Annotated in this window: 18 protein-coding genes; 7 read left to right on the plus strand and 11 right to left on the minus strand. The window is 67.9% G+C overall.

The window, feature by feature from the left end; genetic code table 11:
* Positions 1-278 precede the first annotated feature (278 nt).
* Positions 279-1,115 (minus strand): SGNH/GDSL hydrolase family protein, encoded by an 837-nt coding sequence (locus AC3EO7_RS21765; RefSeq protein ID WP_435592249.1) that lies wholly within the window; start codon positions 1,113-1,115, stop codon positions 279-281.
* A gap of 367 nt (positions 1,116-1,482) precedes the next feature.
* Here AC3EO7_RS21765 and AC3EO7_RS21770 point away from each other — a divergent pair, with 367 nt between their 5' ends.
* Together AC3EO7_RS21770 and AC3EO7_RS21775 are read left to right on the plus strand one after the other, a co-directional pair.
* Positions 1,483-1,962: an RrF2 family transcriptional regulator gene (locus AC3EO7_RS21770; RefSeq protein ID WP_435592250.1), complete on the plus strand. Its 480-nt coding sequence runs from the start codon at positions 1,483-1,485 to the stop codon at positions 1,960-1,962.
* 70 nt (positions 1,963-2,032) lie between these two features.
* Entirely contained in the window at positions 2,033-3,265 is a 1,233-nt protein-coding gene (locus tag AC3EO7_RS21775; RefSeq protein ID WP_435592251.1) for an MFS transporter, read from the plus strand.
* Between the two features lie 242 nt (positions 3,266-3,507).
* On the opposite strand, the gene AC3EO7_RS21780 is transcribed toward AC3EO7_RS21775, so the two are convergent.
* Entirely contained in the window at positions 3,508-3,969 is a 462-nt protein-coding gene (locus tag AC3EO7_RS21780) for a VOC family protein (RefSeq protein WP_431965462.1), read from the minus strand.
* The gene (locus AC3EO7_RS21785; protein WP_435592252.1) at positions 3,966-4,553 is read right to left on the minus strand and encodes a DinB family protein; all 588 of its coding nucleotides are present in this window, start codon (positions 4,551-4,553) and stop codon (positions 3,966-3,968) included. Before AC3EO7_RS21785 ends, AC3EO7_RS21780 begins: the two co-directional genes overlap by 4 nt.
* A gap of 68 nt (positions 4,554-4,621) precedes the next feature.
* Here AC3EO7_RS21785 and AC3EO7_RS21790 point away from each other — a divergent pair, with 68 nt between their 5' ends.
* Positions 4,622-5,614: a helix-turn-helix transcriptional regulator gene (locus tag AC3EO7_RS21790; RefSeq protein ID WP_435592318.1), complete on the plus strand. Its 993-nt coding sequence runs from the start codon at positions 4,622-4,624 to the stop codon at positions 5,612-5,614.
* Positions 5,615-5,890: 276 nt separating this feature from the next.
* The gene (locus AC3EO7_RS21795) at positions 5,891-6,292 is read left to right on the plus strand and encodes a hypothetical protein (RefSeq protein WP_435592253.1); all 402 of its coding nucleotides are present in this window, start codon (positions 5,891-5,893) and stop codon (positions 6,290-6,292) included.
* On the opposite strand, the gene AC3EO7_RS21800 is transcribed toward AC3EO7_RS21795, so the two are convergent.
* Positions 6,289-7,713, minus strand: a complete 1,425-nt coding sequence (locus tag AC3EO7_RS21800) for an amino acid permease (RefSeq protein WP_435592254.1) — start codon at positions 7,711-7,713, stop codon at positions 6,289-6,291. The two genes, AC3EO7_RS21795 and AC3EO7_RS21800, sit on opposite strands and share 4 nt — an antisense overlap.
* Before the next feature lie 168 nt (positions 7,714-7,881).
* A complete protein-coding gene (locus tag AC3EO7_RS21805; RefSeq protein ID WP_431965472.1) occupies positions 7,882-9,027 on the minus strand; it encodes an LLM class flavin-dependent oxidoreductase in 1,146 nt (381 codons plus the stop codon).
* 217 nt (positions 9,028-9,244) lie between these two features.
* Here AC3EO7_RS21805 and AC3EO7_RS21810 point away from each other — a divergent pair, with 217 nt between their 5' ends.
* On the plus strand, positions 9,245-10,744 hold the full coding sequence (locus AC3EO7_RS21810) for a flavin-containing monooxygenase (RefSeq protein WP_431965474.1): 1,500 nt from the start codon (positions 9,245-9,247) through the stop codon (positions 10,742-10,744).
* A 54-nt stretch (positions 10,745-10,798) separates the two neighbouring features.
* Here the strand turns inward: AC3EO7_RS21810 and AC3EO7_RS21815 are convergent, their stop codons facing one another.
* The gene (locus tag AC3EO7_RS21815) at positions 10,799-11,410 is read right to left on the minus strand and encodes a TetR/AcrR family transcriptional regulator (protein ID WP_431965476.1); all 612 of its coding nucleotides are present in this window, start codon (positions 11,408-11,410) and stop codon (positions 10,799-10,801) included.
* A 49-nt stretch (positions 11,411-11,459) separates the two neighbouring features.
* On the opposite strand from AC3EO7_RS21815, the gene AC3EO7_RS21820 reads away from it, so the two are divergent.
* Positions 11,460-14,648 carry an acetyl-CoA carboxylase family protein gene (locus AC3EO7_RS21820; RefSeq protein ID WP_435592319.1) on the plus strand — a complete coding sequence of 1,063 codons (3,189 nt, stop codon included), beginning with the start codon at positions 11,460-11,462 and terminating at the stop codon, positions 14,646-14,648.
* 75 nt (positions 14,649-14,723) lie between these two features.
* Complete coding sequence (locus AC3EO7_RS21825) at positions 14,724-15,374, plus strand: pentapeptide repeat-containing protein (RefSeq protein WP_435592255.1); 651 nt, start codon at positions 14,724-14,726, stop codon at positions 15,372-15,374.
* Here AC3EO7_RS21825 and AC3EO7_RS21830 read toward each other — a convergent pair.
* The 5 genes from AC3EO7_RS21830 to AC3EO7_RS21850 all read right to left on the minus strand — a co-directional run bounded on the left by AC3EO7_RS21830 (position 15,352) and on the right by AC3EO7_RS21850 (position 20,383).
* Positions 15,352-15,600 carry a recombinase family protein gene (locus tag AC3EO7_RS21830; RefSeq protein WP_488186285.1) on the minus strand — a complete coding sequence of 83 codons (249 nt, stop codon included), beginning with the start codon at positions 15,598-15,600 and terminating at the stop codon, positions 15,352-15,354. The genes AC3EO7_RS21825 and AC3EO7_RS21830 overlap by 23 nt on opposite strands.
* Before the next feature lie 194 nt (positions 15,601-15,794).
* Complete coding sequence (locus AC3EO7_RS21835) at positions 15,795-18,479, minus strand: DUF4132 domain-containing protein (RefSeq protein ID WP_435592257.1); 2,685 nt, start codon at positions 18,477-18,479, stop codon at positions 15,795-15,797.
* Positions 18,480-18,869 carry a hypothetical protein gene (locus AC3EO7_RS21840; protein WP_435592258.1) on the minus strand — a complete coding sequence of 130 codons (390 nt, stop codon included), beginning with the start codon at positions 18,867-18,869 and terminating at the stop codon, positions 18,480-18,482.
* Positions 18,870-19,031: 162 nt separating this feature from the next.
* Positions 19,032-19,661 (minus strand): hypothetical protein, encoded by a 630-nt coding sequence (locus tag AC3EO7_RS21845; protein WP_435592259.1) that lies wholly within the window; start codon positions 19,659-19,661, stop codon positions 19,032-19,034.
* 218 nt (positions 19,662-19,879) lie between these two features.
* A complete protein-coding gene (locus AC3EO7_RS21850; protein WP_435592260.1) occupies positions 19,880-20,383 on the minus strand; it encodes a hypothetical protein in 504 nt (167 codons plus the stop codon).
* Between the last annotated feature and the right edge of the window lie 59 nt (positions 20,384-20,442).

The raw sequence follows: 20,442 nt of genomic DNA on the forward strand, positions 1-20,442 counted from the left end.
TGCCGACGGATCATCGACCGGAAGGATCGGCCAGCGACTGCCACGAATACACGACGGTTCAATACGCGCCCCTGCCAGTCCGGAACCCCCTTCGGCCCCCAGATGAGTCTTCGACCGAAAGGTATGCCCTGGCGATGTACGACACCTGAATGCCCGAACTCGACATCCCTCTCGCCGAACAGCGAGTACGCGCCCGAGTAGAACGCGCCAAGGCCCGTGTAGCCCGTTCTCCTGGGCCGGTCAACGACGCCCGGCCCAGGAGCAACACCCCGTCGGTTTCAACCGCGGTGGATCGCCGCGAGAACGGCCTCGGCTTGGAAATCCGCACCGGCAGCATTCGGATGCAGCGGAAACGCGATCAGCCCCGGATTCCTGATCGAGAACGGGACAAACCCTTCGATGTAGCGCACCGTAGGCGCCTGGCACACGTCGTGGCCGACGCTCGGGGTGTAGACGTCGACCAACTCTGCGTTCGAAGCAGCCGCCTCGCGCGCCAGCATGTCGTTCAGCCGCGCCAATGTGTCGCGCAGGTAGACGACGTCGATGTCGGCCATCGGAATGAACGGCCGGCATCCCGTGCCGTCCACCGGCGCGACCGTGAGGTAGTTGACCACCAGAATCCTGGCCTGCGGCGATCGTTGCCCGATCTCGGCCAGCGCGGCGGCGATCTTCGGCGCGACCGCGGCGATGTTGTCCGCCATCCGGTCGACCCCGCTCCTGGTGTATTCGGCGACACAGCTGTCCTCCGGCGGCAGCACCGCGGCGGGATCGAGCGCCTTCGGATTCACGCACTCCGCCAGCAGCTCCTCCAAGCCGATGTCGTTGCCGCCGATGCCGATCGTCACCAGGTCGGTGGTCGCGGTCAGCCGATCGAACTGGGGCGGGTTGACCCCGAACGGCACTGTCTGCGGACCGGCCATATCCACGGTCCGCGCCCCTCCGCAACTCGCGTCACGGAACGTCTCGATCGCCAGCGCCGCCGCGACCTGATGCGGATAGTCCGTCGGCGACTGGTCACATCTGACCGGCGTCGATTCCGTGTTGGGCGGTAGCCCGGTGAGGACATCGGCGGTGTGCGAATCACCCAGCGCGACATACTCGCGATAAGTGGTCACGTCCGCTCCGGCGGATGGTGCGCCGGTTATGCAGGCGGCGACGAACAGAGCAACGATTGCGGGGGTCGATCTGATTCTGATCACGGATGTTTGATAACCACACCACCCCTGGTCGTTACCGATGTACATCACCTGGCGAACCCGACACAAGTGAACTAAATATCAAGCCGCACAATCGATCCGGAACTGGTGTATCTGGAAGGTATCGCCGGAGACGATCGAGCCGACCGTGTGGTGCTACTGGCAGATCCAAGGCTCCGCTGACCTTCTCCCACTAGCCCCGCGGCCGAACAGGGTTGTTGCGTCTACGAGGCGGGTGGCTCACCCCCTCGCGAAGCCGTATTCGGGACACGTAGTATCCCTATTCATGTTGATGAGCGAGGGAGTCGAGTGGGGCTTGCACTGCTGCATGGTGCTGGTGTGGCTCGATGACCGGGCGCCGATCTCGACCGCCAGGCTGGCGGAGATGTTCGAACTGCCGCCGGAGTATCTGAAGAAGCGGCTGCAACCGCTGGTGCGCGAAGGGATTCTCGAATCCACTCCCGGATCACGCGGTGGATACCGGTTGGCGCGGAGTCCGGAGCGCATCACGTTGATGGATGTCGTCGGTGCGGTCGAGGGGAGAACCGAAGCGTTTCGTTGCACCGAGATCCGCCGCCGTGGAGCCGGTTCGGCGGCGGCGAGCTCGGAATTCGCGAAGCCTTGTGGCATCGCAGGCGCGATGCGTCGCGCCGAGTTGGCGTGGCGCCGCGAACTGACGAAGCAGACCATCGCCGATCTGGTCGCCGACGCTCCGGCCAACGCGCCGACGCGGGCGCGGCGCTTCTACGATCGCCTCACCGCCTAGCGGCGATCACCGCGTCTGCGAAAACCACCCGGCCTTCCGGCCGGGTTTTCTTCGAAGGAGAACCGGGACAATGGGTATCCCGAATATGCAACTCCAGATGGGAACCGCACCTCGGATCGCCGAGTCGCCGAATGGGTTGCAGCGCACGGTGATTCTGGCGTTGGGCACTTTCGCCGTCGGCACCGATGCGTTCATCCTGGCAGGATTCCTTCCCGACATGGCCACAGCGCTGGGGGTGTCCACGGCGACCGCCGGTGCGGCGGTGACGGTGTTCGCGGCGGCCTACGCACTGTTGTCGCCGGTGCTGGCCACCGTGACCGCGCAGCTGCCGCGCCGGGCCCTGCTGGTGACGGCGCTGGTGGTGCTCGGTCTGGCCAATCTGGGGTCGGCGGCGGCTCCGAGTTTCGCGGTTCTGCTGGCCACCCGGGTGCTGGCGGCGGTGGGTGCGGCGGCGTTCACCCCGAACGCCGGCGCGGTGGCCTCGGCCCTGGTGCGTCCGCAGGCGCGGGCGCGCGCGTTGGCGGTGGTCGTGGGCGGGTTGACGATCGCGACCGCGCTGGGCGTGCCGCTCGGTGATGCGATCGGGCAGTGGCTGGGTTGGCGTGCGGCCTTGGTCGCGGTCGCGTTCGTGTGCCTGCTGGCCGCGGCGGGAGTGGCGGTGTGGGTGCCGTTCGTGCCCGGAAATTCGCCGGTGCGGCTGGCCACCCGGCTGGCGGTAGTGCGAGACCGATCGGTGGCGAAGGTACTGCCGCTGACCGTGCTGGGCATGGGCGCGGCATACGTGGTCTACGCCTACTGCGTGCCCGCGCTGGCGGCCTCGGGCATCGACGCGTCCGCGACGGCCTGGGTGCTGGCGCTGTATGGATTCGGCGCGATAGCAGGCAATTCGGCATCCGGGTATGCCACCGACCGGTGGGGCGCGACCCGGGTGCTCACCGGCGGCTACGTGGTGATGGCCACCGCGCTGGGGCTCATGGGTACGCTGGCGGCCACTCACGTCAGGGCGGCGTGGCTGGTGGGCGTGCTCGCCGCGGCGTGGGGTGCGGCCAGCTGGTGCCAAACCCCGGCGCAGCAGCATCGCCTCATCAGCGCGGCCCCGCAGGAAGCGGGGTTGGTGGTGGCGCTGAACGCCTCCTGCATCTATCTGGGCATCGGTGCGGGCACGCTGCTCGGCGGTTTCACCATCGGGCACGGTGCGACCGCCATGTATGCCCTCGGCACCGCCTTGGCCCTGGTGGCACTGGCATACCTGCACATCACCGCGAGGGCGGCGGCAGCACCGCGTCCACGCCCGCTGAGATGACGCCTCGCCGTTGTCTGGCAACGACATTCAGTGCTCGACCTGAACCGTCGAACCGCGACGCCCGAGGCGGCGGTGGGCCCGGCCGAGGTGGTGACCGTCAAATGTCAAGGGCGGCGCGGTGGCGTGGGAACTGCTGCGCGCGGCAGCTCCGGCGCGATCGTCGCGCTGGAGCTGTCTGTGCGCCGCGGCGAGCTCGTCCGCACGCCTATCGCGCACGAGCCGCCGCTGACCGCGCGGCCGAGTCAGTCCAGGCAGAACTCGTTGCCTTCGGGGTCGGTCATCACGATGAAGCCCGCGCTCAGCGGCGGTTCGGGCTCGTGGCGACGTTCCCGTTTCGCTCCCAGCGCGACGAGCCGGTCGCACTCGGCCTCCAGCGCCGCCATCCGCTCCTCGCCTTGGAGCCCGGGAGCCGCACGGACGTCGAGGTGGACGCGATTCTTGGCGACTTTGTCCTCCGGCACCTGCTGGAAGAACAGTCGTGGGCCGTGCCCGTCCGGGTCCTCGATGGCCGATCTCGTATTGCGCAGCTCCGGCGGTACGCCGATACGAGCGAGGAACTCGTCCCATGCGGCCAGCGGGTCGGCGCCGGCGGGCAGGTCGACTCCAGGCGGCCCGGGGTGGACATAGCCCAGTACCTCGCGCCAGAACGTCGACAGCGCCTTCGGATCGTGGGCGTCGAAGGTGATCTGGAGGTGGCGGCTCATCGAGTTGCTCCGTTCGCGGTGGGTTGCGTGTGCAGGTAGAGGTCGCGCAGTAGACAGACCTCGGACAGGTGGTGGATCAGTTCGCGGTGGATGTGTAGCACCAGGTCGGCCATGGACGCCTCAGGATAGGGCTCCTTCGGACCGACCGGGAGCCGCAAACCGGCGTCGCCGAGGTTGCGTACCCCGGCGAGCCACACGCCGAGCTGGGTGTCGAGCTGGTCGAGTGCGGCGGCCGCGTTGCCCGCGTATGTCCAGGTTTCGTAGGACGCGGCCGGAGCGCCGAAGTGCGCCGCGTTGCGCGCGGCGAGCACGCCGACGATGACGTGACCGAGTCGCCACGCGATCGTGGTGAACGCCGCGGGACCCGGCCCGGGAACGGCGTAGTCGATCGTGAAGTCTCCGGCGCCCGCCTGCACGGGCGCGGTCGAACTGCCGCGCGGCCGCACATTCCAGGCGTCGGGCACCGGCGACCAGAAGTACTCGTCGTCGGTGAGACCGTCGAGCCTGCCGCGCAATTGATTGTCCCAGTGGACCTCCCACTGCTCGCGCAGCGTGCGGTTCCATTCGAGTTGGTCTGCGTCCATGCGGCTACCCTGACATCGAAACCGGACAGCATCGGTCCGCTATTTCCGGCAGGCTTGGCGAGGTGGACATGGCAGGCGGCGACGAGCGGGGTACGACCGAGCGGGTGCTCACCTTGCTCGGGTTGTTGCAGCAACGCCAGGTGTGGACCGGTCCCGAGCTCGCCGACCGGCTCGGCGTCACGCCGCGCACGGTACGGCGCGATGTCGAACGACTGCGCACCCTCGGCTATCCGGTGCACGCCTGCCAGGGTGTCGGCGGCGGCTACCGGCTCGGACCGGGACAGGATCTGCCACCACTGCTGCTCGACGACGAGGAAGCAATCGCCACCGCCGTCTCGCTGCTCGTGGGTGCGGGTGGCGCGGTCACCGGCGCCGGCGACGCCGCGCTGCGGGCGCTGACCAAACTCGACCGGGTGCTACCCGCCCGGCTACGGCGCGAGGTGCGCGCGCTGGCCGACTCGGTCGAGTCCTTCGGCGCGGGCCGCACTCCGGTGGATCCCGAGGCGTTCATGACGCTGGCCAGAGCGTGCCGCGACGAGGTCGAGGCCGGATTCGACTACCCGTCCGCCAATCGGCCGACGCGGCGGCGGGTCGAGCCCTATCGTCTGGTCGCCTCCGATCGGCGCTGGTATCTGCTCGCCTACGACCTCGATCGCGACGACTGGCGCAGCTTCCGTGTCGACCGGATGACCGATGTGGCCGCACGGACCTGGCGGTTCCGCGCGCGCCCTGCGCCCGACGCGGCGACGTACGTGCAGGAGGGCGTGGCGAGTCGGGTCTACCCGCACCGGGCGCGCTTTCTCGTGCACGCGTCGGCCGACACAGTGCGCGCGCAGATTCCGGCGTCGGCGGCGGTCGTGCACCAGCGCGACAGCGAGCGCTGCGAGGTCGTCAGCGGGGCCGCCAACCTCGACGCCGTACTCATGCACGTGCTCCTGCTCGGGCACGCCTTCGAGGTACTCGACCCGCCGGAGCTGGCGGCGCGCTGTCACGTGCTGGCGCAGCGGCTACGGACGGCAGGCGCGACGATCTCATCGATGCCGGACGTGCCGGGTACGTGAGCGGCGACGAGTGTGATCCGGGACCCCGATCCATACCGCCGCACCGGTTTTCGGCGGCTTCCCGAGAGAGCGCCCGACACGGAGCGCTGCGACCGATGCGCCACCGGCAAGCCCTCGCCGAATTCCGTTGGAAACCGTTGTGATTCACGTGGAACTCCGGTTGCACTCGATGCCACGATGAGGGAAAGCCGCCGCGCGACAGCGGATCCGCATCGAGTGCAGAACGGCATCGCGTGTGCTTCCGCGCGCCGGAGATCGCTGGCAGTGTGGACGCCCATGACCCTCGGTTCCGACACCAAGATCCTCTCCATCGGCCTGCATCCCAGCCAGCTCGACTACAGGAAGCACGCCGGACTGGACGAAGCCGAGCTCACCGCGCGCGTCGAGGCGGGGACGGCGGCGCTGCGCGATTCGGGCCTCGACGTCGTGTCGTGCTCGGTTCCGGCCGATCCCGACGCGGCCGAGGACCTCGTCAAGAGCAGGCTCGGGGAGGCGACCTACGGGCTGGCGATGATCGGCGGCGGCGTCCGGATGCTCCCGGAGCAGACCTTGCTGTTCGAACGCATCGTGAATGTGCTGACCGAGTCGGCGCCCGGCATCAGGCTCTGCTTCAACACGTCCCCGGAAACGACGGTGGACGCATTGCTGCGCTGGGTGCAGCCCGCCGGGCGCGGCTAACTCGCAGGGCCTGTGGGAACGCGGGCCTGGGACGTCTCGGACGTGGCGAAGGTCGAATGCCTGCGTCCGTACCCGAGGTAGACCGCGACGCCGACCGCGACCCAGACGGCGAACCGCACCCAGGTCAGCACGTCGAGGGTGAACGCCATCAGCGCGCATCCGATCAGCGCGAGAATCGGCACCAGCGGCACGAGCGGGGTGCGGAACGGACGTTCCCGGTTCGGCTCCTGTTTGCGTAGCACCAGCACGCCGACGCACACGACCGCGAATGCCGACAGCGCGCCGATGTTCACCAGTTCGACCACGATGTCGATGGGCAGCAGTCCGGCGATGGCGGCGCAGCACACCCCGAGCACCAGCGTCAGCCGCACCGGCGTCGAGCGCTTGCCGGTCGCGGCCAGCCTGCGGGGCAGCAGACCGTCGCGGCACATCGCGAAACTCAGCCGCACCTGGGCGTAGACGATGAGCAGCAGACCCTTGGTGAGCGCGATGACCGAGGCCACGATGATGACGTTGCCGATCCAGCCGATGTGCAGCGCGCCGAAGGCGGTGGCGATCGGTGCGCCGTTGTTCAGGGTCGGGAACGGGGCGACGCCGGTGAGCACGGCGCTGACGAGCGCGTAGAGCAGCGTCGCGATCAGCACGGTGCCGATGATGGCGAAGGGCACGTCGCGCTTGGGGTTGCGCGCCTCCTCGGCGGAGGCGGCGACCACGTCGAAACCGAGGAAGGCGAAGAACGCGATGGCCGCGCCGCCGATGACGCCGCTCCAGCCGAACGGCGCGAACGGGACCCAGTTGCCCGGGTCGATGTGCGGTGCGCCGACGGCGATCACCAGCACCAGCACGCCGATGGTCACCGCGACCAGCGCCTTGGTGATGCGTGCGGTGAGCGACACTTCGCCGACCAGCACGGCCACGATCGCGGCGATGATCAGCACCGCGGGCAGGTTCACCACCCCGCCCTCACCGGGCCCCGCGGTGATGGCGTGCGGCAGCGTGATGCCGAACATCGAGTCCAGCGCCGACACCGTCGTCCCGGACCAGCCGATCGCCACGGCCGCGCCCGCGATGACGAATTCGAGCAGCAGATTCCAGCCGACCAGGAACGCGGGACCTTCACCGAGCGTGGCGTAGGTGTAGGTGTAGGCGCTGCCCGAGACCGGGACCATCGCGGCGAGCTCGCTGTAGCACAGCGCGACGAGCACGCAGACCAGACCGGCCAGTCCGAAGGACAGCACGATGGCCGGTCCCGCCTTCTCCGCGGCCGCCACGCCGGTGATGACGAAGATGCCCGCACCGACGATGGTGCCGACGCCCATGGCGGTCAGGTCGACCCGCCCGAGGCTCCGTTTGAGCGCCACGCCGGACGGGTTCGAGTCGGGCGCGCGGCGGCGCCACCGTTGTTCAGCTGCGCGGGTCATCGATTTCCTCTCGGGGCGTGGTCCACCCCAGTACGAAAAATGGATCCTCGGCTCGGCCTTCGTGGGCCGGAGCCGGGGACCCATTCTCGTGGGTGCCGCGACGGCAGCGATAACCGGGGGTTTGCAGGCGCTGCATACAGGCAGCGGGCGCACCCCGGCGGCGCGCGCTCAGCTGGACGACGAGGTTGCGAACGGAGTGCCGACGCGGACCGGCGCCGCGCGGTGCGGATGCCGCCACAGACCCTTGCGCTCCAGGATCGGCAGCACCCCCTCGCCGAACCAGTACGCCTCCTCGAGGTGCGGATAGCCGGACAGGATGAAGTGGGTGATGCCGAGGCGCGAGTACTCGACCAGCCGCTCGGCGACCTCCTCGTGCGAGCCGACGAGCGCGGTGCCCGCGCCGCCGCGCACCAGTCCGACACCGGCCCACAGGTTCGGCGCGATCTCCAGCCGCTCGCTGCTGCCGCCGTGTAGCTCGAGCATCCGGCGCTGCCCCTCGGACTCGCTGCGGGCGAGGTTCGCCTGCACCCGTTCGACGTCGGCGGGATCGATGCCCTGTAGCAGCCGCTCGGCCTCGGCCCACGCCTGTTCGGAGGTGTCGCGACTGATGACGTGGATGCGCAGGCCGTAGTCGAGGACGCGGCCGTGGTCGACGGCGAGACGCCGGATCCACTCCAGCTTCCTGCTCACCGCGAGCAGCGGCTCGCCCCAGGTGAGGTAGGTGTCGGCGTAGCGGGCGGCCACCGGCCCGGCGGGCGCCGACGAGCCGCCGAAGAACACCGGCGGGATCGGGTCGGGCCGGTTGCTCAGCAGGGCCTCGCGGACCCGGATGTGCTCGCCCTCGAAGGTCAGCGGCTCGGTCGATCGCCACAGCTCCCGCACGACGTGCAGGAATTCGCCGGTGCGGGCATAGCGCTGATCCTTGTCGAGGAAATCGCCGTAGGCCTGCTGCTCGTGCGGTTCGCCGCCGGTCACCACGTTGAGCAGCAGCCGGCCGCGCGAATGGCGCTGGAAGGTGCCCGCCATCTGGGCGGCCAACGTCGGGCTGATCAGGCCGGGGCGGAAGGCGACCAGGAATTTCAGCGTCTCGGTGGTCTCCACCAGCATCGCGGTGGTGAGCCAGGCGTCCTCGCACCAGGCGCCGGTCGGCGTCAGCACCGCCTCGAAGCCGTTGTCCTCGGCGGCGGCGCCGATCTGATTCAGGTAGCGCAGCGAGGCAGGACGGTCGCCGGACATGAAGGTGCCGTGGCCGCCCGCGACCAGACCGCGCGAATCACCGTAGGTGGGCAGGAACCAGTGGAACGACAGACTCATGCGTGCGTCACTTCCTTCGGGCGTGGGAGTCGTGGGCATGCCGCAGTGGTTCATGGTGCTGACCGCACGTCCTGGGGTCACGGTTTGCGACCACCATGGTTTTTATCGCCGATCAGGGGATTCGCGTTATAGACGTTACTTCTAATAACATGTACCCTCGATGAACACGCTCGGACGACGTCGCCCGGGTGCGAGACCAGACGAAACGAGTACCTCAATGACGCGGCATGTCGACGTACTGATCATCGGCGCTGGCCTGTCCGGAATCGGGATGGCCTGCCATCTCACCCGCGAGCAGACCGGACGCAGCTACGCGATCCTGGAACGGCGCAGCGCCATCGGCGGGACCTGGGACCTGTTCAAATACCCGGGCATTCGCTCCGACTCGGACATGTACACCTTCGGCTACGGCTTCCGCCCGTGGCACGGCACCAAGGTGCTCGCCGACGGACCGCACATCCGCCAGTACATCGAGGACACCGCCGCCGAGTACGGCGTCACCGAGCACATCCGGTTCGGCCGCAAGGTGACCGTCGCGCGCTGGTCCAGCGAAGCCGAGCTGTGGACCGTCACCGCGATCGACGAGCGGACCGGCGCGACCGAGGAGTGGACCAGCAACTTCCTGGTCGGCTGCACCGGCTACTACGACTACGACAACGGCTTCCGCCCCGAGTTCCCCGGCGAGCAGGACTACCGCGGGCAGATCGTGCACCCGCAGCACTGGCCCGAGGATCTGGACTACCGCGGTAAGCGCGTGGTCGTCATCGGCAGCGGCGCCACCGCGATCACCCTCATCCCGGCGATGAGCGAAGACGCCGCGCACGTGACCATGCTGCAGCGCTCGCCCACCTACATCACCGCGTTGCCCGCCGACGACCCGGTCGCGGTCGGCATGAAGGCGGCCAAGGTGCCCGCGAAACTCGCCTACCGGATCGGCCGCGCGCGCAATATCGCCTTGCAGCGCGCCAGTTTCCAGCTCTCCCGCACCAATCCGGCGGCGGCCAAGAAGCTGTTGCTCGCCGCAGTCCGGCTGCAGGTCGGCGCGGATCTGGACATGCGCCATTTCACGCCGTCCTACAACCCGTGGGACCAGCGCCTGTGCGTGGTGCCCAACGGCGACCTGTTCAAGGTGCTGCGCAGCGGTAAGGCCTCGATCGTCACCGATCGCATCGAGACCTTCACCGAGACCGGCATCCGGCTGGCCTCCGGCGAGGAACTCGAGGCCGACATCGTCATCAGCGCGACGGGCCTTTCGGTACAGATGCTCGGCGGTGCGTCGCTCGAGATCGACGGCGAGCCGGTGGTGACCCGCGATCGCGTGGTCTACAAGGGCGCGCTGCTCGACGGCGTGCCCAACGCCATGATGGTGCTCGGCTACACCAACGCGTCGTGGACGCTGAAGGCCGATCTGGCCGCCGAGTACTTCTGCCGTCTGCTCAATCACCTGAAGTCCAAGGGCCTCACCAAGTTCGTCGCGGTGGCCGAGGAGGGCGACCGCGGCGCCGCTTCGGTGATGGGCGGCGCGCTGACCTCGGGCTACATCAAGCGCGGCGACGCGGTGATGCCGCGCCAGGGCACCAACGGCCCGTGGCAGGTGATCAACAACTACTTCCGCGACCGCGCCCTGTTGCGCAAGGCGTCGCTCGAGGACGGCGTGCTGCGCTTCAGCGGAGCCACCGACCGGCCCGCCGCGCTGCTGGACAGCCGCAGCGCCTGATCCACTCCGACCACCGCTCTCGGCCCGCCGACTCTTCGGCGGGCCGAAGTCGTGTCACGGCATGCCGAGCAATGTCTCGGCGATGGTGTAGACGTTGCGTAGATACGCGTCCCACACCGCCGCGTCCGCGTCGCGACGTACCAGTGCGCCGCGGGTCAGCGAATACCCGACGGTCTCGGCGACCACGCGCGGCTCGGCGACCGGCGAGATCGCCGCGGCCTGCTGTTGGCGCTCGATCCACCGGGTGAAACGGCGGGTCGGACGCTCGGTGATCTCGCCAACGAGTCCGGCCAACGCCGGATCGATGGCGCCGCGCTCCTCGAGCATCCGCAGCAACGGACCGGTCTTGCGGACCGCGATCGCGAAGGCGTCGATGGTGGCGCGCAACGTCTTTCGCGGATCGTCGCCGGTGAGGCCGGGTTCTTGCGCGGCGAGGAAGTCGTCACGCACCCGGACGGCGAGCGCGTGGAAGATCTCGTCTTTCGAGGCGAAGTACACATACAGCGTGGCGCGCGCGACGCCCGCCTCCGCGGTGATGGCCGCGACGGTGGTCTCGGCGTAGCCGCGCGCGGTGAAGACCCGGGCGGCGGCGTCGAGCAGATCACGGTGGCGGTCGGTGTGCGAGCGTTCGCGCGCGCCGCGAACCGACCAGGCGGAGGAGGTCACGACAATATGGTCATTGACGTTGACGTCAATGTCAACGAAACTGGGCGGCATGTACGTCGTCGTGGCCAATAGAGGAGAAATCGCGGTCCGCGTCCTGCGGACCGCCCGTGAGCGCGGATACCGCACGCTAGCGGTGTACACCGCCGACGAACGCGAGGCCATGCACGTCCGCCTCGCCGACGACGCGGTGGAACTGAACGGACACGGCGCGGCCGCCTACCTGGACGTCGCGGGCATCGTGGCCGCGGCGCGGAAGGCCGAGTCCGGCGCGTTGGTTCATCCCGGCTACGGATTCCTCAGCGAGAGCGCGGATTTGGCGGCCGCGTGCGCCGCGGCGGACGCGGTGTTCGTCGGTCCGTCGCCGGAGGTGTTGCGCACCTTCGGCGACAAGACCGCCGCGCGCGCCGCGGCCGAACGCGCGGGCGTGCGCGTTCTGCCCGCCACGCCCGCGGGTTCCGGCGTGGACGAGATCACCGAGCTGCTCGCCCGCTATCCGGAAGGCGTCATGGTCAAGGCCGCGGCCGGTGGCGGCGGGCGCGGCATGCGCGTGGTGCGCGACCCCGCCGAATTGCCCGCCGCCTACGAGTACTGCCGGGCCGAGGCGCGCGCGGGATTCGGCGACGACACCGTCTACGCGGAGGCGCTGGTGCCCGCGGCCAGGCACATCGAGGTGCAGGTCGTCGCGGACGGCGCCGTGGCGATGGCGCTCGGCGACCGCGATTGCAGCGTGCAGCGGCGCCACCAGAAACTGATCGAGATCGCGCCCGCGCCCGGGCTGGACTCGGCCGTGCGCGAGCAGTTGCACGCCGATGCCGTCGCGCTCGCCGAATCGGTGCGTTGTCGCGGCGTGATCACCGTCGAATTCCTCGTCAGCGGAACGCACTACTGGTTCCTGGAGGTGAATCCGCGGCTCCAGGTGGAGCACACCGTGACCGAGGAGGTCACCGGAGCCGACCTCGTCGCGCTCCAGTTCGATCTGGCGCGCGGCGCCTCGCTCGCCGAGCTCGACCTGCCCGATCCCGCGCCACGCGGCTGTGCCGTCCAGGCCCGGGTGAACGCCGAAATCGTCACGGCCGGTGGGGAAGTGCTGCCTGCCTCCGGCACCGTCACCCGGTTCGCCGCGCCGACCGGCGTCGGTGTGCGGGTCGACACCGGCCTGTACGCCGGACTGCGGCACGGCGTGCACTTCGATTCGCTGCTGGCGAAGGTGATCGCGCGCGCGGGGTCGTATCCTGCCGCGCTGCGGCGCTGCGCGGACGCGCTGGCCGAGACCGTCGTCGCCGGAGTGGACACCAACGCGACCGTGCTGCGGGCGGTACTCGACGAGCTCGGCCACAGTGGCGCGGTCACCACCTCGTGGTTCGAGCAGCATGCCGCCGAATTCGCCGCGCGCGCAGCCGATCTCGCCACCGCACTGCCCTCGGTCGATACCGCCGCCGATACCGTGGCCGCACGCGAGCCCGACCCGCTGTTCGACGGCGAGACAGCGCTGTCGACGCCGATGGGCGGCACGGTCGTGAGCCTGGTCGAAGCGGGCGCCGTCGTCCCCGCCGGTGGCGAAGTGGCGGTGCTGGAAGCCATGAAGATGCAACACGTGCTGCGCGCCGAACAGCCGCTGCGCGTGCTGCGGCACCTCGTCGCGCCCGGCGACACCGTCGACCCGCACGCCGCGCTACTGGTCTGGGCCGCGAGCGAGCACGACGGCGAAACGGACGACGTCGCCGCCGTCGACCTGGACGCGATCCGCGCCGATCTCGCCGAAGTCCACGAGCGGCATCGCATCGGCCTGGACGCCGCCCGGCCCGAGGCCGTCGCCAAACGCCACCGGCTCGGCCGCCGCACCGCCCGCGAGAACATCGCCGATCTGGTCGACGCGGACAGCTTCCTCGAATACGGGGCGCTGGCGGTCGCCGCGCAACGCTCGCGCCGCAGCCCTGAGGACCTCATCGCCAACACACCGGCGGACGGCCTGATCACCGGCGTGGCGACGATCAACGCCGACAGTTTCGGCGCGGACGCGGCCCGCGCGGTCGTCCTCTCCTACGACTACACGGTGCTCGCGGGCACCCAGGGCATGCGCAACCACGTCAAGACCGACCGCATGCTGGAACTGGCTCGTGAACAACGACTTCCGGTGCTGTTCTTCACCGAAGGCGGTGGCGGCCGTCCCGGCGACACCGACTACGCGGGCATCTCGGGCCTGGACGTCACCACCTTCCGCGCCATGGGCGCGCTGTCCGGCAGGGTGCCGCTGATCGGCATCGTCTCCGGCCGCTGCTTCGCGGGCAACGCCGCCCTGCTCGGCATGTGCGATGTCGTGATCGCCACCCCCGACGCGAACATCGGCATGGGCGGGCCCGCCATGATCGAAGGCGGCGGCCTCGGCGTCTATGCGCCGGAGGACATCGGGCCGATCGAGGTGCAGCGCCGCAACGGCGTGGTGCACCTGGTCGCGGCCGACGAAGCCGAAGCGGTCGCCCTGGCGCGCCGCTATCTGGGCTACTTCCAAGGCGGCGAGACCGAATGGACGGCACCCGATCCTCGGCTCGCGCGCCATGTGGTGCCCGAGAATCGCCTGCGCGCCTTCGATATTCGCGCGGCCATCGCCTCGATCGCCGACGTCGGTTCGGTGCTGGAATTGCGCAGGGACTGGGGCGTCGGCATCGTCACCGCCCTGGTGCGCGTCGAGGGGCGGCCGTTCGGGTTGATCGCCAACGATTGCCATCACCTCGGCGGCGCCATCGACGCGCCCGCCGCCGACAAGCTGGCCATGTTCCTCCGGCTCTGCGACGCGCACGGGCTGCCGATCGTGTCGCTATGCGACACACCGGGTTTCATGGTCGGGCCGGAGGCCGAGACGCACGCGACGGTCACCAAGTTCAGTCGCCTGTTCGTCGACGCGGCCGCGCTGTCGGTGCCGTGGGGCACGGTGATCCTGCGCAAGGGATACGGCCTCGGCGCGCAGGCGATGGCCGCAGGCTCGTTCCGCGCGCCGCGATTCGTGATCGCCTGGCCGACCGGCGAGATCGGCGGCATGGGCCTGGAGGGTGCGGTGCGCCTCGGCTTCGCCAAGGAGCTGGCCGCCATCGCGGACCCGGACGAGCGGCAGACGGCCTTCGACAACCTCGTGCAGCTCGCCTACGCCAACGGCAAGGCGCTCACTGCGGCGACCGTGCTGGAGCTCGACGACGTCATCGATCCCGCCGACACCCGCCGCTGGCTGCGCACGCTGCGTTGACGTGCCTCGACGCCGGTTGTCGGTGGGCGCTGGTAGACAGGATCGACCGTTGTCGACCGAGTTGGGAGGTGGGGCGTGGCACGTGAACTGGTCGATCTGCCGTTCGCGCGGTACCTGACGCCGTTCGAGGAGGACCCGGAGCGCGAGGGCGATTACGACTGCGTCCATGTCGACGATCGCCAACTCGAACACCTCGGGGCCGAGCACGTGCGTTTCGCCGAGTCCGCGTTGACCTCGCTCACCGTCACCCGGGGCAGCTTTCGCTACGGGCGGTTCACCGACGTCTGGTTGCGCGCCGTCTCCTGGATCGGCACCGATCTCTCGGATACCTCGTGGCAGGACGCCGAATTCGTCGAAGGCGTGTTCTCCGGCGTGGACGCGGGCGGCACGGTGCTGCGCCGCGTCCGGTTCGAGGGCTGCAAATTCGACTCGGTCAACTTCCGCCGCGCGAAGCTGCGCGAGGTCTCGTTCGTCGACTGCGTCCTGCGGCACACCGATTTCGGCGACGCGGATCTCACCACGGTGAGTTTCCCCGGCTCGACACTGACAGACCTTTCGCTCAACAAGACCACAATGCTCAAGGTCGACCTGCGCGGCGCCACACGAATCGGCATCGCCGACGGGCTCGACGGTCTGCGCGGCGCAACCATCACACCACTGCAATTGATGGACCTGGCCCCAAGCTTCGCGAGCACTCTCGGCATCACCGTCGCCGACGAGCAGTAGGTCCGTGGGCGAATTGGTGGAGCGCGTCGATGTGGGAGCCTTGCAGTTCGCCGGTGAGGAATTCCAGGCCGATGTCGGAGGCTTTCAATTGCTCGGCGAGGGCGGCGAGTTCGATTCCGCGGCCGAGGCGTTTGTGTTCGTGCACGACGAGGGTGGCCGCGACACCGGAGGCTCGCAGTTCCCGGGCGAGGGTGACGGCGTTGTCCAGTTCGGGGCGGGTGGAGATCTTCTCGGCGAAGACCCGACCGACGCCGGGGAACGCCCAGGACGCTCCCCGCCGGAGCCGGGTTTCATAGGTGACCGCCTATGAAACACCCCATCCTCGTCTTGGGTGAGATAAGGATCGTGTAGGAGCGGAAGTGCGCCACGAGATGGCAATCGGTGCACTGAGTTCGACCAACTGTCACGCCTGAAGCATTGTCACGGGAGTTGGCTCAGGATGGTTGGGTCGGTGATTTTTGTGTCGTTGGCCAGAAGCAGGGCTTTGCTGAGGATCACCGACAGCATCCGGTCACCGTCGAACGGCAGGAACGAGTCCGGTTCGGTTGTTCGTGCCGAGGGGACGATGCACAGGTAGCGGTTGTTGGGGTCGATCAGGACATTTCCTGAGCCCAGGTGGATCCGATACGAATGCTTGGTACCTCGCACGTGCAGGAATCTGTCTTCCACGGTGCATTGGTGGCCGATGTCCAGTCGGGGCAGCAGCCTGGTCAGCAGGTCACGTCTGGTTTGTGCAGTCTGGTTCAGGTCGCCGAAACTGTAGTCGGTCCAGTAGTCGGCGAACCTGCCGTTCGGACCACCGTCGTACCATGTCGGATCGTTGCCGATGCTGGCCACACCGACGAACAGGTCCACGTCGCGCAGTACTTCGCTCAGGACCAGTTCGGGCACGTCCGACAGTGGCAGTGGCTCGGCCGACCCATGGAAGCCGCCATGGAAAGCGCTGTTGGCAAGGTTCTGTGGTGCGTCGATCGGGTAGAACCGCACCTGGTCGGTGCGCAGGCGTAGGTAGCTGCCGGACTCCGTGATGTCGACGTCCCCAATGTCGTCGCGGTCGCCCTCCACCCAGTATTCCGCGCGCACACCCCACTGCGGCAGTTCACGGGTCGGTGGCGGCACGGAGGTGTCGGCATCCAGCAAGAGCTTGTTGCGCCATCCCCGGACAGCGGCCAACGCGTGGAACTGGTGTTGGCGCAGGATGTGCGCCGCGAAGCGGTTCGAGTAGGTACCGGTGTGGCGTTCTGCGTCGGTGAGTAGGTAGACCTCGCGATGGGTTTGTTTGAACGGCTGCCGGATATTCTTGCATTCCAACCAGTCTCGCCATGCGAGGATCTCCTCCGTCGAGCGACCGAGCGGGTGCCACAGCTCCACGACGTCACCACCCACCGGGTTGTCCGCCACGTCGCGCAGCGCGCCGTCTGCGTAGCCGCAGGTGACCCCGTCGACTGTCCACAACAAACGGCGGGCGATCGTGCCCACCAAGGGGTGGTCGATGTAATACTCCCGCCACGAGGGGTAATCCCAGGTGCGGCGCTCCAGGAACTGGCGATCCAGCCGTTCGACTTGGGCGGTCAGCATCTTGCCGATGTCCTTGGCCGCCGCCTCGAGTTCTTTCAATTCCTCGGCATGGTCGCGTTTCACCGCGGCCGGGACGCTTTTCACCGGTTTGCTCGTGAACCAGCACAGCACCGCCTTGGTGCCGTCCACGGTCACCGTCGCCGACGCGGCGCCGAAGGCGAATTCCGCCGTGCCTACCGACGTCAGGCCGTAGGCGGGCACGGCCATCTCCTCGATCTGAGTGCGGGTCAGCCCGAGCGCGTGTGCCTTGGTCTCCAGCGCGACGTTGATCAGCTTCAACGTGCCCTTGTAAGTCACTGTGGCGGCCAGGCGGGCCAGCTCACCCAGCGCCGCCTCGCCGCTCACCTGGCTCAGAGCGTAAACACCGGCGTTGGCTATCTTCGGGTTACGTGGTCCCAGACCCTTGATTTTGCGCAGCGACGTTTCCACCAGGCCGCCCAGGATGCGGGCGGTCGTCGGCTGCGGGGGCCGATACGTCAGCAGCCACAGCAGACCGCGCACAGCGTTCGCGTTGAACGGGTCGTACTCATCGTTGAGGCCGGGATCTTCGGCGAGACGATGCCGCAGCGGTAATGTCCTGGGTCGGCCAACCAGTTCCAACAACGACAGCACCTTCTCGTCGAAGGAATCCACCTTCGCCAGCAGCGCTCGACCGGTCTTTTCCCACTTGGCGTTCGGTCTTCCCATCGTGGCGGTTGTGGCGAAGGCCAGCAGGTCGTGCCAACCCGGAGACGAGCACGCCAACTCCAGTGCTCGGTCCGCCCATTGCTCACCCACATTGACCACTGGTTCGGGGCATTGCCGGGCGACCTCTGCAACACGAGAGTCCTGGTACCTCTCGCAGGCTCCGCGGCGGTACACCGCGACGACCTCAGGGCTCAAGATACGTCCTGACGCCAGTTCCGCTAGGGCCAGAGATGAGTCGATCGCGAAAAGGCTTAACCTGCCGTGGTGGTTCGACAGGGTTTCCAGCACTGCTCGCCGTTCTTCGACCAGGATCGGCAAGGTGGGTGCGATGGTCGACGCCAAGAGCAGCAGAGAGTGCTGCTCGCGCTCGGAAGCGGTAGGGAACGCAATCGCGCAAGCGCGAGCAAGCCGTTCGACCGTCTCGGTCGGCAGTTCACGCACCTTGGCGAACAGGGCATGCCACAAGGCATAGTCGGACGCCATATGGGAGGACTCGGCGATCTGGTGTACCCGCACAATCTCGGCGCACAACCTGCCCATATCGTCCGCCGCGATGGCGTCGAGGACCGCTGTCTTGTACTTGGAAGGGACGATGCTCTCTTGCAGATACTTGATCCCGTGTCGGATGTGCTCGGAAGCGGCCGGGGCCGCTGCGGCGCAGACGCGAGCCAACCGCTCGGAGGTCTCGTCTGGCAACACGCGTGCCATGTCCGATACCGCACCCCACACGTACTTGTCGGTCTTTGTCTGATACGCCTGCAGATAGGTGTCGAAGAAGGCGTCCATATCGTCCGCAGCGATGGCGGCCCGCGCCGCGGTCTCGTACTCGGACCTCGACATTCAGCCACCCACCAATGCGACGAGCTTCAGGAATGTGATTTCCACACCCAGTGGCAGCGCGACCACCTCGTCCAACTCCTCGATCTGTCGTTCGCCGACCAGAACCACGAAACCGTTGCGCCCGAAAGCCTGCAACGCCGCCTCGCACTGGCGTTCCGGATCGACACGACCAGTCGTGCGGAACCCGCCGCGCACCACCTCGGCATCTGCCGGCCGTACCAGACCACGAAAGGCACCACGAGACGCGCCGGCATTGTGTTCGGCGACCTCCTGGAATACTCGCCGCCGGATGATCTCCTGCAGTGGCAGCCGCTCCTCGGTCACCTCGAACATCCAGCCTTCGTCGCGACCCCCGGATGCCGTTTCGTCGACGACCTTCACACTCACCATGACGACAGGGTAGGCACGACCCCTGACAGAACTTGAGAACAGTTTCCTACCAGTGGCCTGCTCCAAGAATTCGTCGCTGCCACGGTGCCGGCTCGGCCGAGGTCGAACGCGCGCCACGGCTGATGGCCGCTGGGACAGCGCTTGCACCCCGGACAGAGGCCATCAAGATGCTTGCGGATAAGCCTCCCGCTCTCGATTCAGATCCAGGCGGGTAGTCATGTCGAGCCGGAAGCTGGCCGGTGAGGTTTCCCGAAGAACGGCGCTTGCGGGCCATGTCAGACTGTGCAGCTCGCTCGCCTCGGATGGCATACCGGCCTGGGCGCAGAACTGCTCGACCAGCGGCGCGCACTCGTCCCAGCTCATCAACTGCGCGTGCAGGTTCGCATACGAGTCCGACCCTGCCACCGCGATATCACCGGAGCGCAGCTCGGCCGCCAGATAGGAGAACACGCACACCGCCAGATGCCGCCGCGACATCCTCGGACGGCGCTTGTCCCGCAACACCTTCCGCCACAACTCGCTGGCGAAGGAGTCCACATCCACCCGCACCACCGACTTAACGCCATCGCGTTCAAGCACCACGGTCTCGCCGATCCAGTCCCCGCGCCGGTTCCGCACCGCACGCACGAATTCCACTGCGTCGGCCACGGCGCGCTCCGCGGTCACCGGCTCCAGCTCGATCGAGTCGACCAGCGTGAACAGGTGCGATCGATCGAAGCCACGAAACCACCCGGAACAACAACACCACCAGAGCACCCGAACCCTAACCGGCACCACCCGCCACACCGACATCGGGTCTCTCACCGGCCACTATGGCCTCAACGGCAGGTTTCTGCCGTATTCCGGTCGACCCTCCAGAAGGCTCGGATGCCCATCGAGTGGCAGACGGCCATGTCCAGAGGCTGGCTTGCCGCGACGTGGATCACGTGTTCGGTTGTCACGCCGAGTTTTTGGTGTGCATGCCGGAAAAGCTGTGGGTTTGGTTTGTAGTGACGGGTGATTCGCCGGGCTCAACTTTCGTGGTGGACGGTAACGGTGTTGTTCCGATCCCACACGGCAACAAGCAGCTGGTCGGTGGGCTTGTCAGCGCCGATCGCGAAGTCGAGCGCGAGAACACGTTCCGTCGCCGCAGGGCTGATCGCAATGCCGACGACGAGTAGATGGTCGAGGAAGACCTTGTCGGTAACAGCCTCACAGGTGTCCACGTCGAACAAGTCGCACGCCATCTCTTCGGGGATCTCCTCGAGATGAACCTTGCGAAACAATGAGGTCGTCGACCGGGGATCGGTCAGCTCGGCGGCGAAAGCGACGAAGGCCGCAGCGACCAGGGCCTTCACATCGAGGAGAGCGGTCTCGGCCTTGTCGAGTTCGCTTTGGTTCAGAGTCTCGTCACCGTGAATCCAATACCAGGCACCGGCTCCGAATCCGTCTATTCCAGCAGGTAGCACGGCACCGGCCACCGAGTCGTCGCCGAAATCGAGGTGCCCCGCGAACCGGCTGGTCAGGTGATTCATCGTCCGATCGTGCCATCCATGAGGGACAGGGTTCCGGACTGGCATCCCGCGACACTCTT

The sequence above is a fragment of the Nocardia sp. bgisy118 genome, from assembly GCF_057708605.1.

Excerpts from the sequence above, each read along its gene's own strand:
- AC3EO7_RS21770 (WP_435592250.1), top strand. The coding sequence starts at position 1,483 with ATGTTGATGAGCGAGGGAGTCGAGTGGGGCTTGCACTGCTGCATGGTG.
- AC3EO7_RS21775 (WP_435592251.1), top strand. The coding sequence starts at position 2,033 with ATGGGTATCCCGAATATGCAACTCCAGATGGGAACCGCACCTCGGATC.
- AC3EO7_RS21780 (WP_431965462.1), bottom strand. The coding sequence starts at position 3,969 with ATGAGCCGCCACCTCCAGATCACCTTCGACGCCCACGATCCGAAGGCG.
- AC3EO7_RS21785 (WP_435592252.1), bottom strand. The coding sequence starts at position 4,553 with ATGGACGCAGACCAACTCGAATGGAACCGCACGCTGCGCGAGCAGTGG.
- AC3EO7_RS21790 (WP_435592318.1), top strand. The coding sequence starts at position 4,622 with ATGGCAGGCGGCGACGAGCGGGGTACGACCGAGCGGGTGCTCACCTTG.
- AC3EO7_RS21795 (WP_435592253.1), top strand. The coding sequence starts at position 5,891 with ATGACCCTCGGTTCCGACACCAAGATCCTCTCCATCGGCCTGCATCCC.
- AC3EO7_RS21800 (WP_435592254.1), bottom strand. The coding sequence starts at position 7,713 with ATGACCCGCGCAGCTGAACAACGGTGGCGCCGCCGCGCGCCCGACTCG.
- AC3EO7_RS21805 (WP_431965472.1), bottom strand. The coding sequence starts at position 9,027 with ATGAGTCTGTCGTTCCACTGGTTCCTGCCCACCTACGGTGATTCGCGC.
- AC3EO7_RS21810 (WP_431965474.1), top strand. The coding sequence starts at position 9,245 with ATGACGCGGCATGTCGACGTACTGATCATCGGCGCTGGCCTGTCCGGA.
- AC3EO7_RS21820 (WP_435592319.1), top strand. The coding sequence starts at position 11,460 with ATGTACGTCGTCGTGGCCAATAGAGGAGAAATCGCGGTCCGCGTCCTG.
- AC3EO7_RS21835 (WP_435592257.1), bottom strand. The coding sequence starts at position 18,479 with ATGTCGAGGTCCGAGTACGAGACCGCGGCGCGGGCCGCCATCGCTGCG.
- AC3EO7_RS21840 (WP_435592258.1), bottom strand. The coding sequence starts at position 18,869 with ATGGTGAGTGTGAAGGTCGTCGACGAAACGGCATCCGGGGGTCGCGAC.
- AC3EO7_RS21845 (WP_435592259.1), bottom strand. The coding sequence starts at position 19,661 with ATGTCGGTGTGGCGGGTGGTGCCGGTTAGGGTTCGGGTGCTCTGGTGG.
- AC3EO7_RS21850 (WP_435592260.1), bottom strand. The coding sequence starts at position 20,383 with ATGAATCACCTGACCAGCCGGTTCGCGGGGCACCTCGATTTCGGCGAC.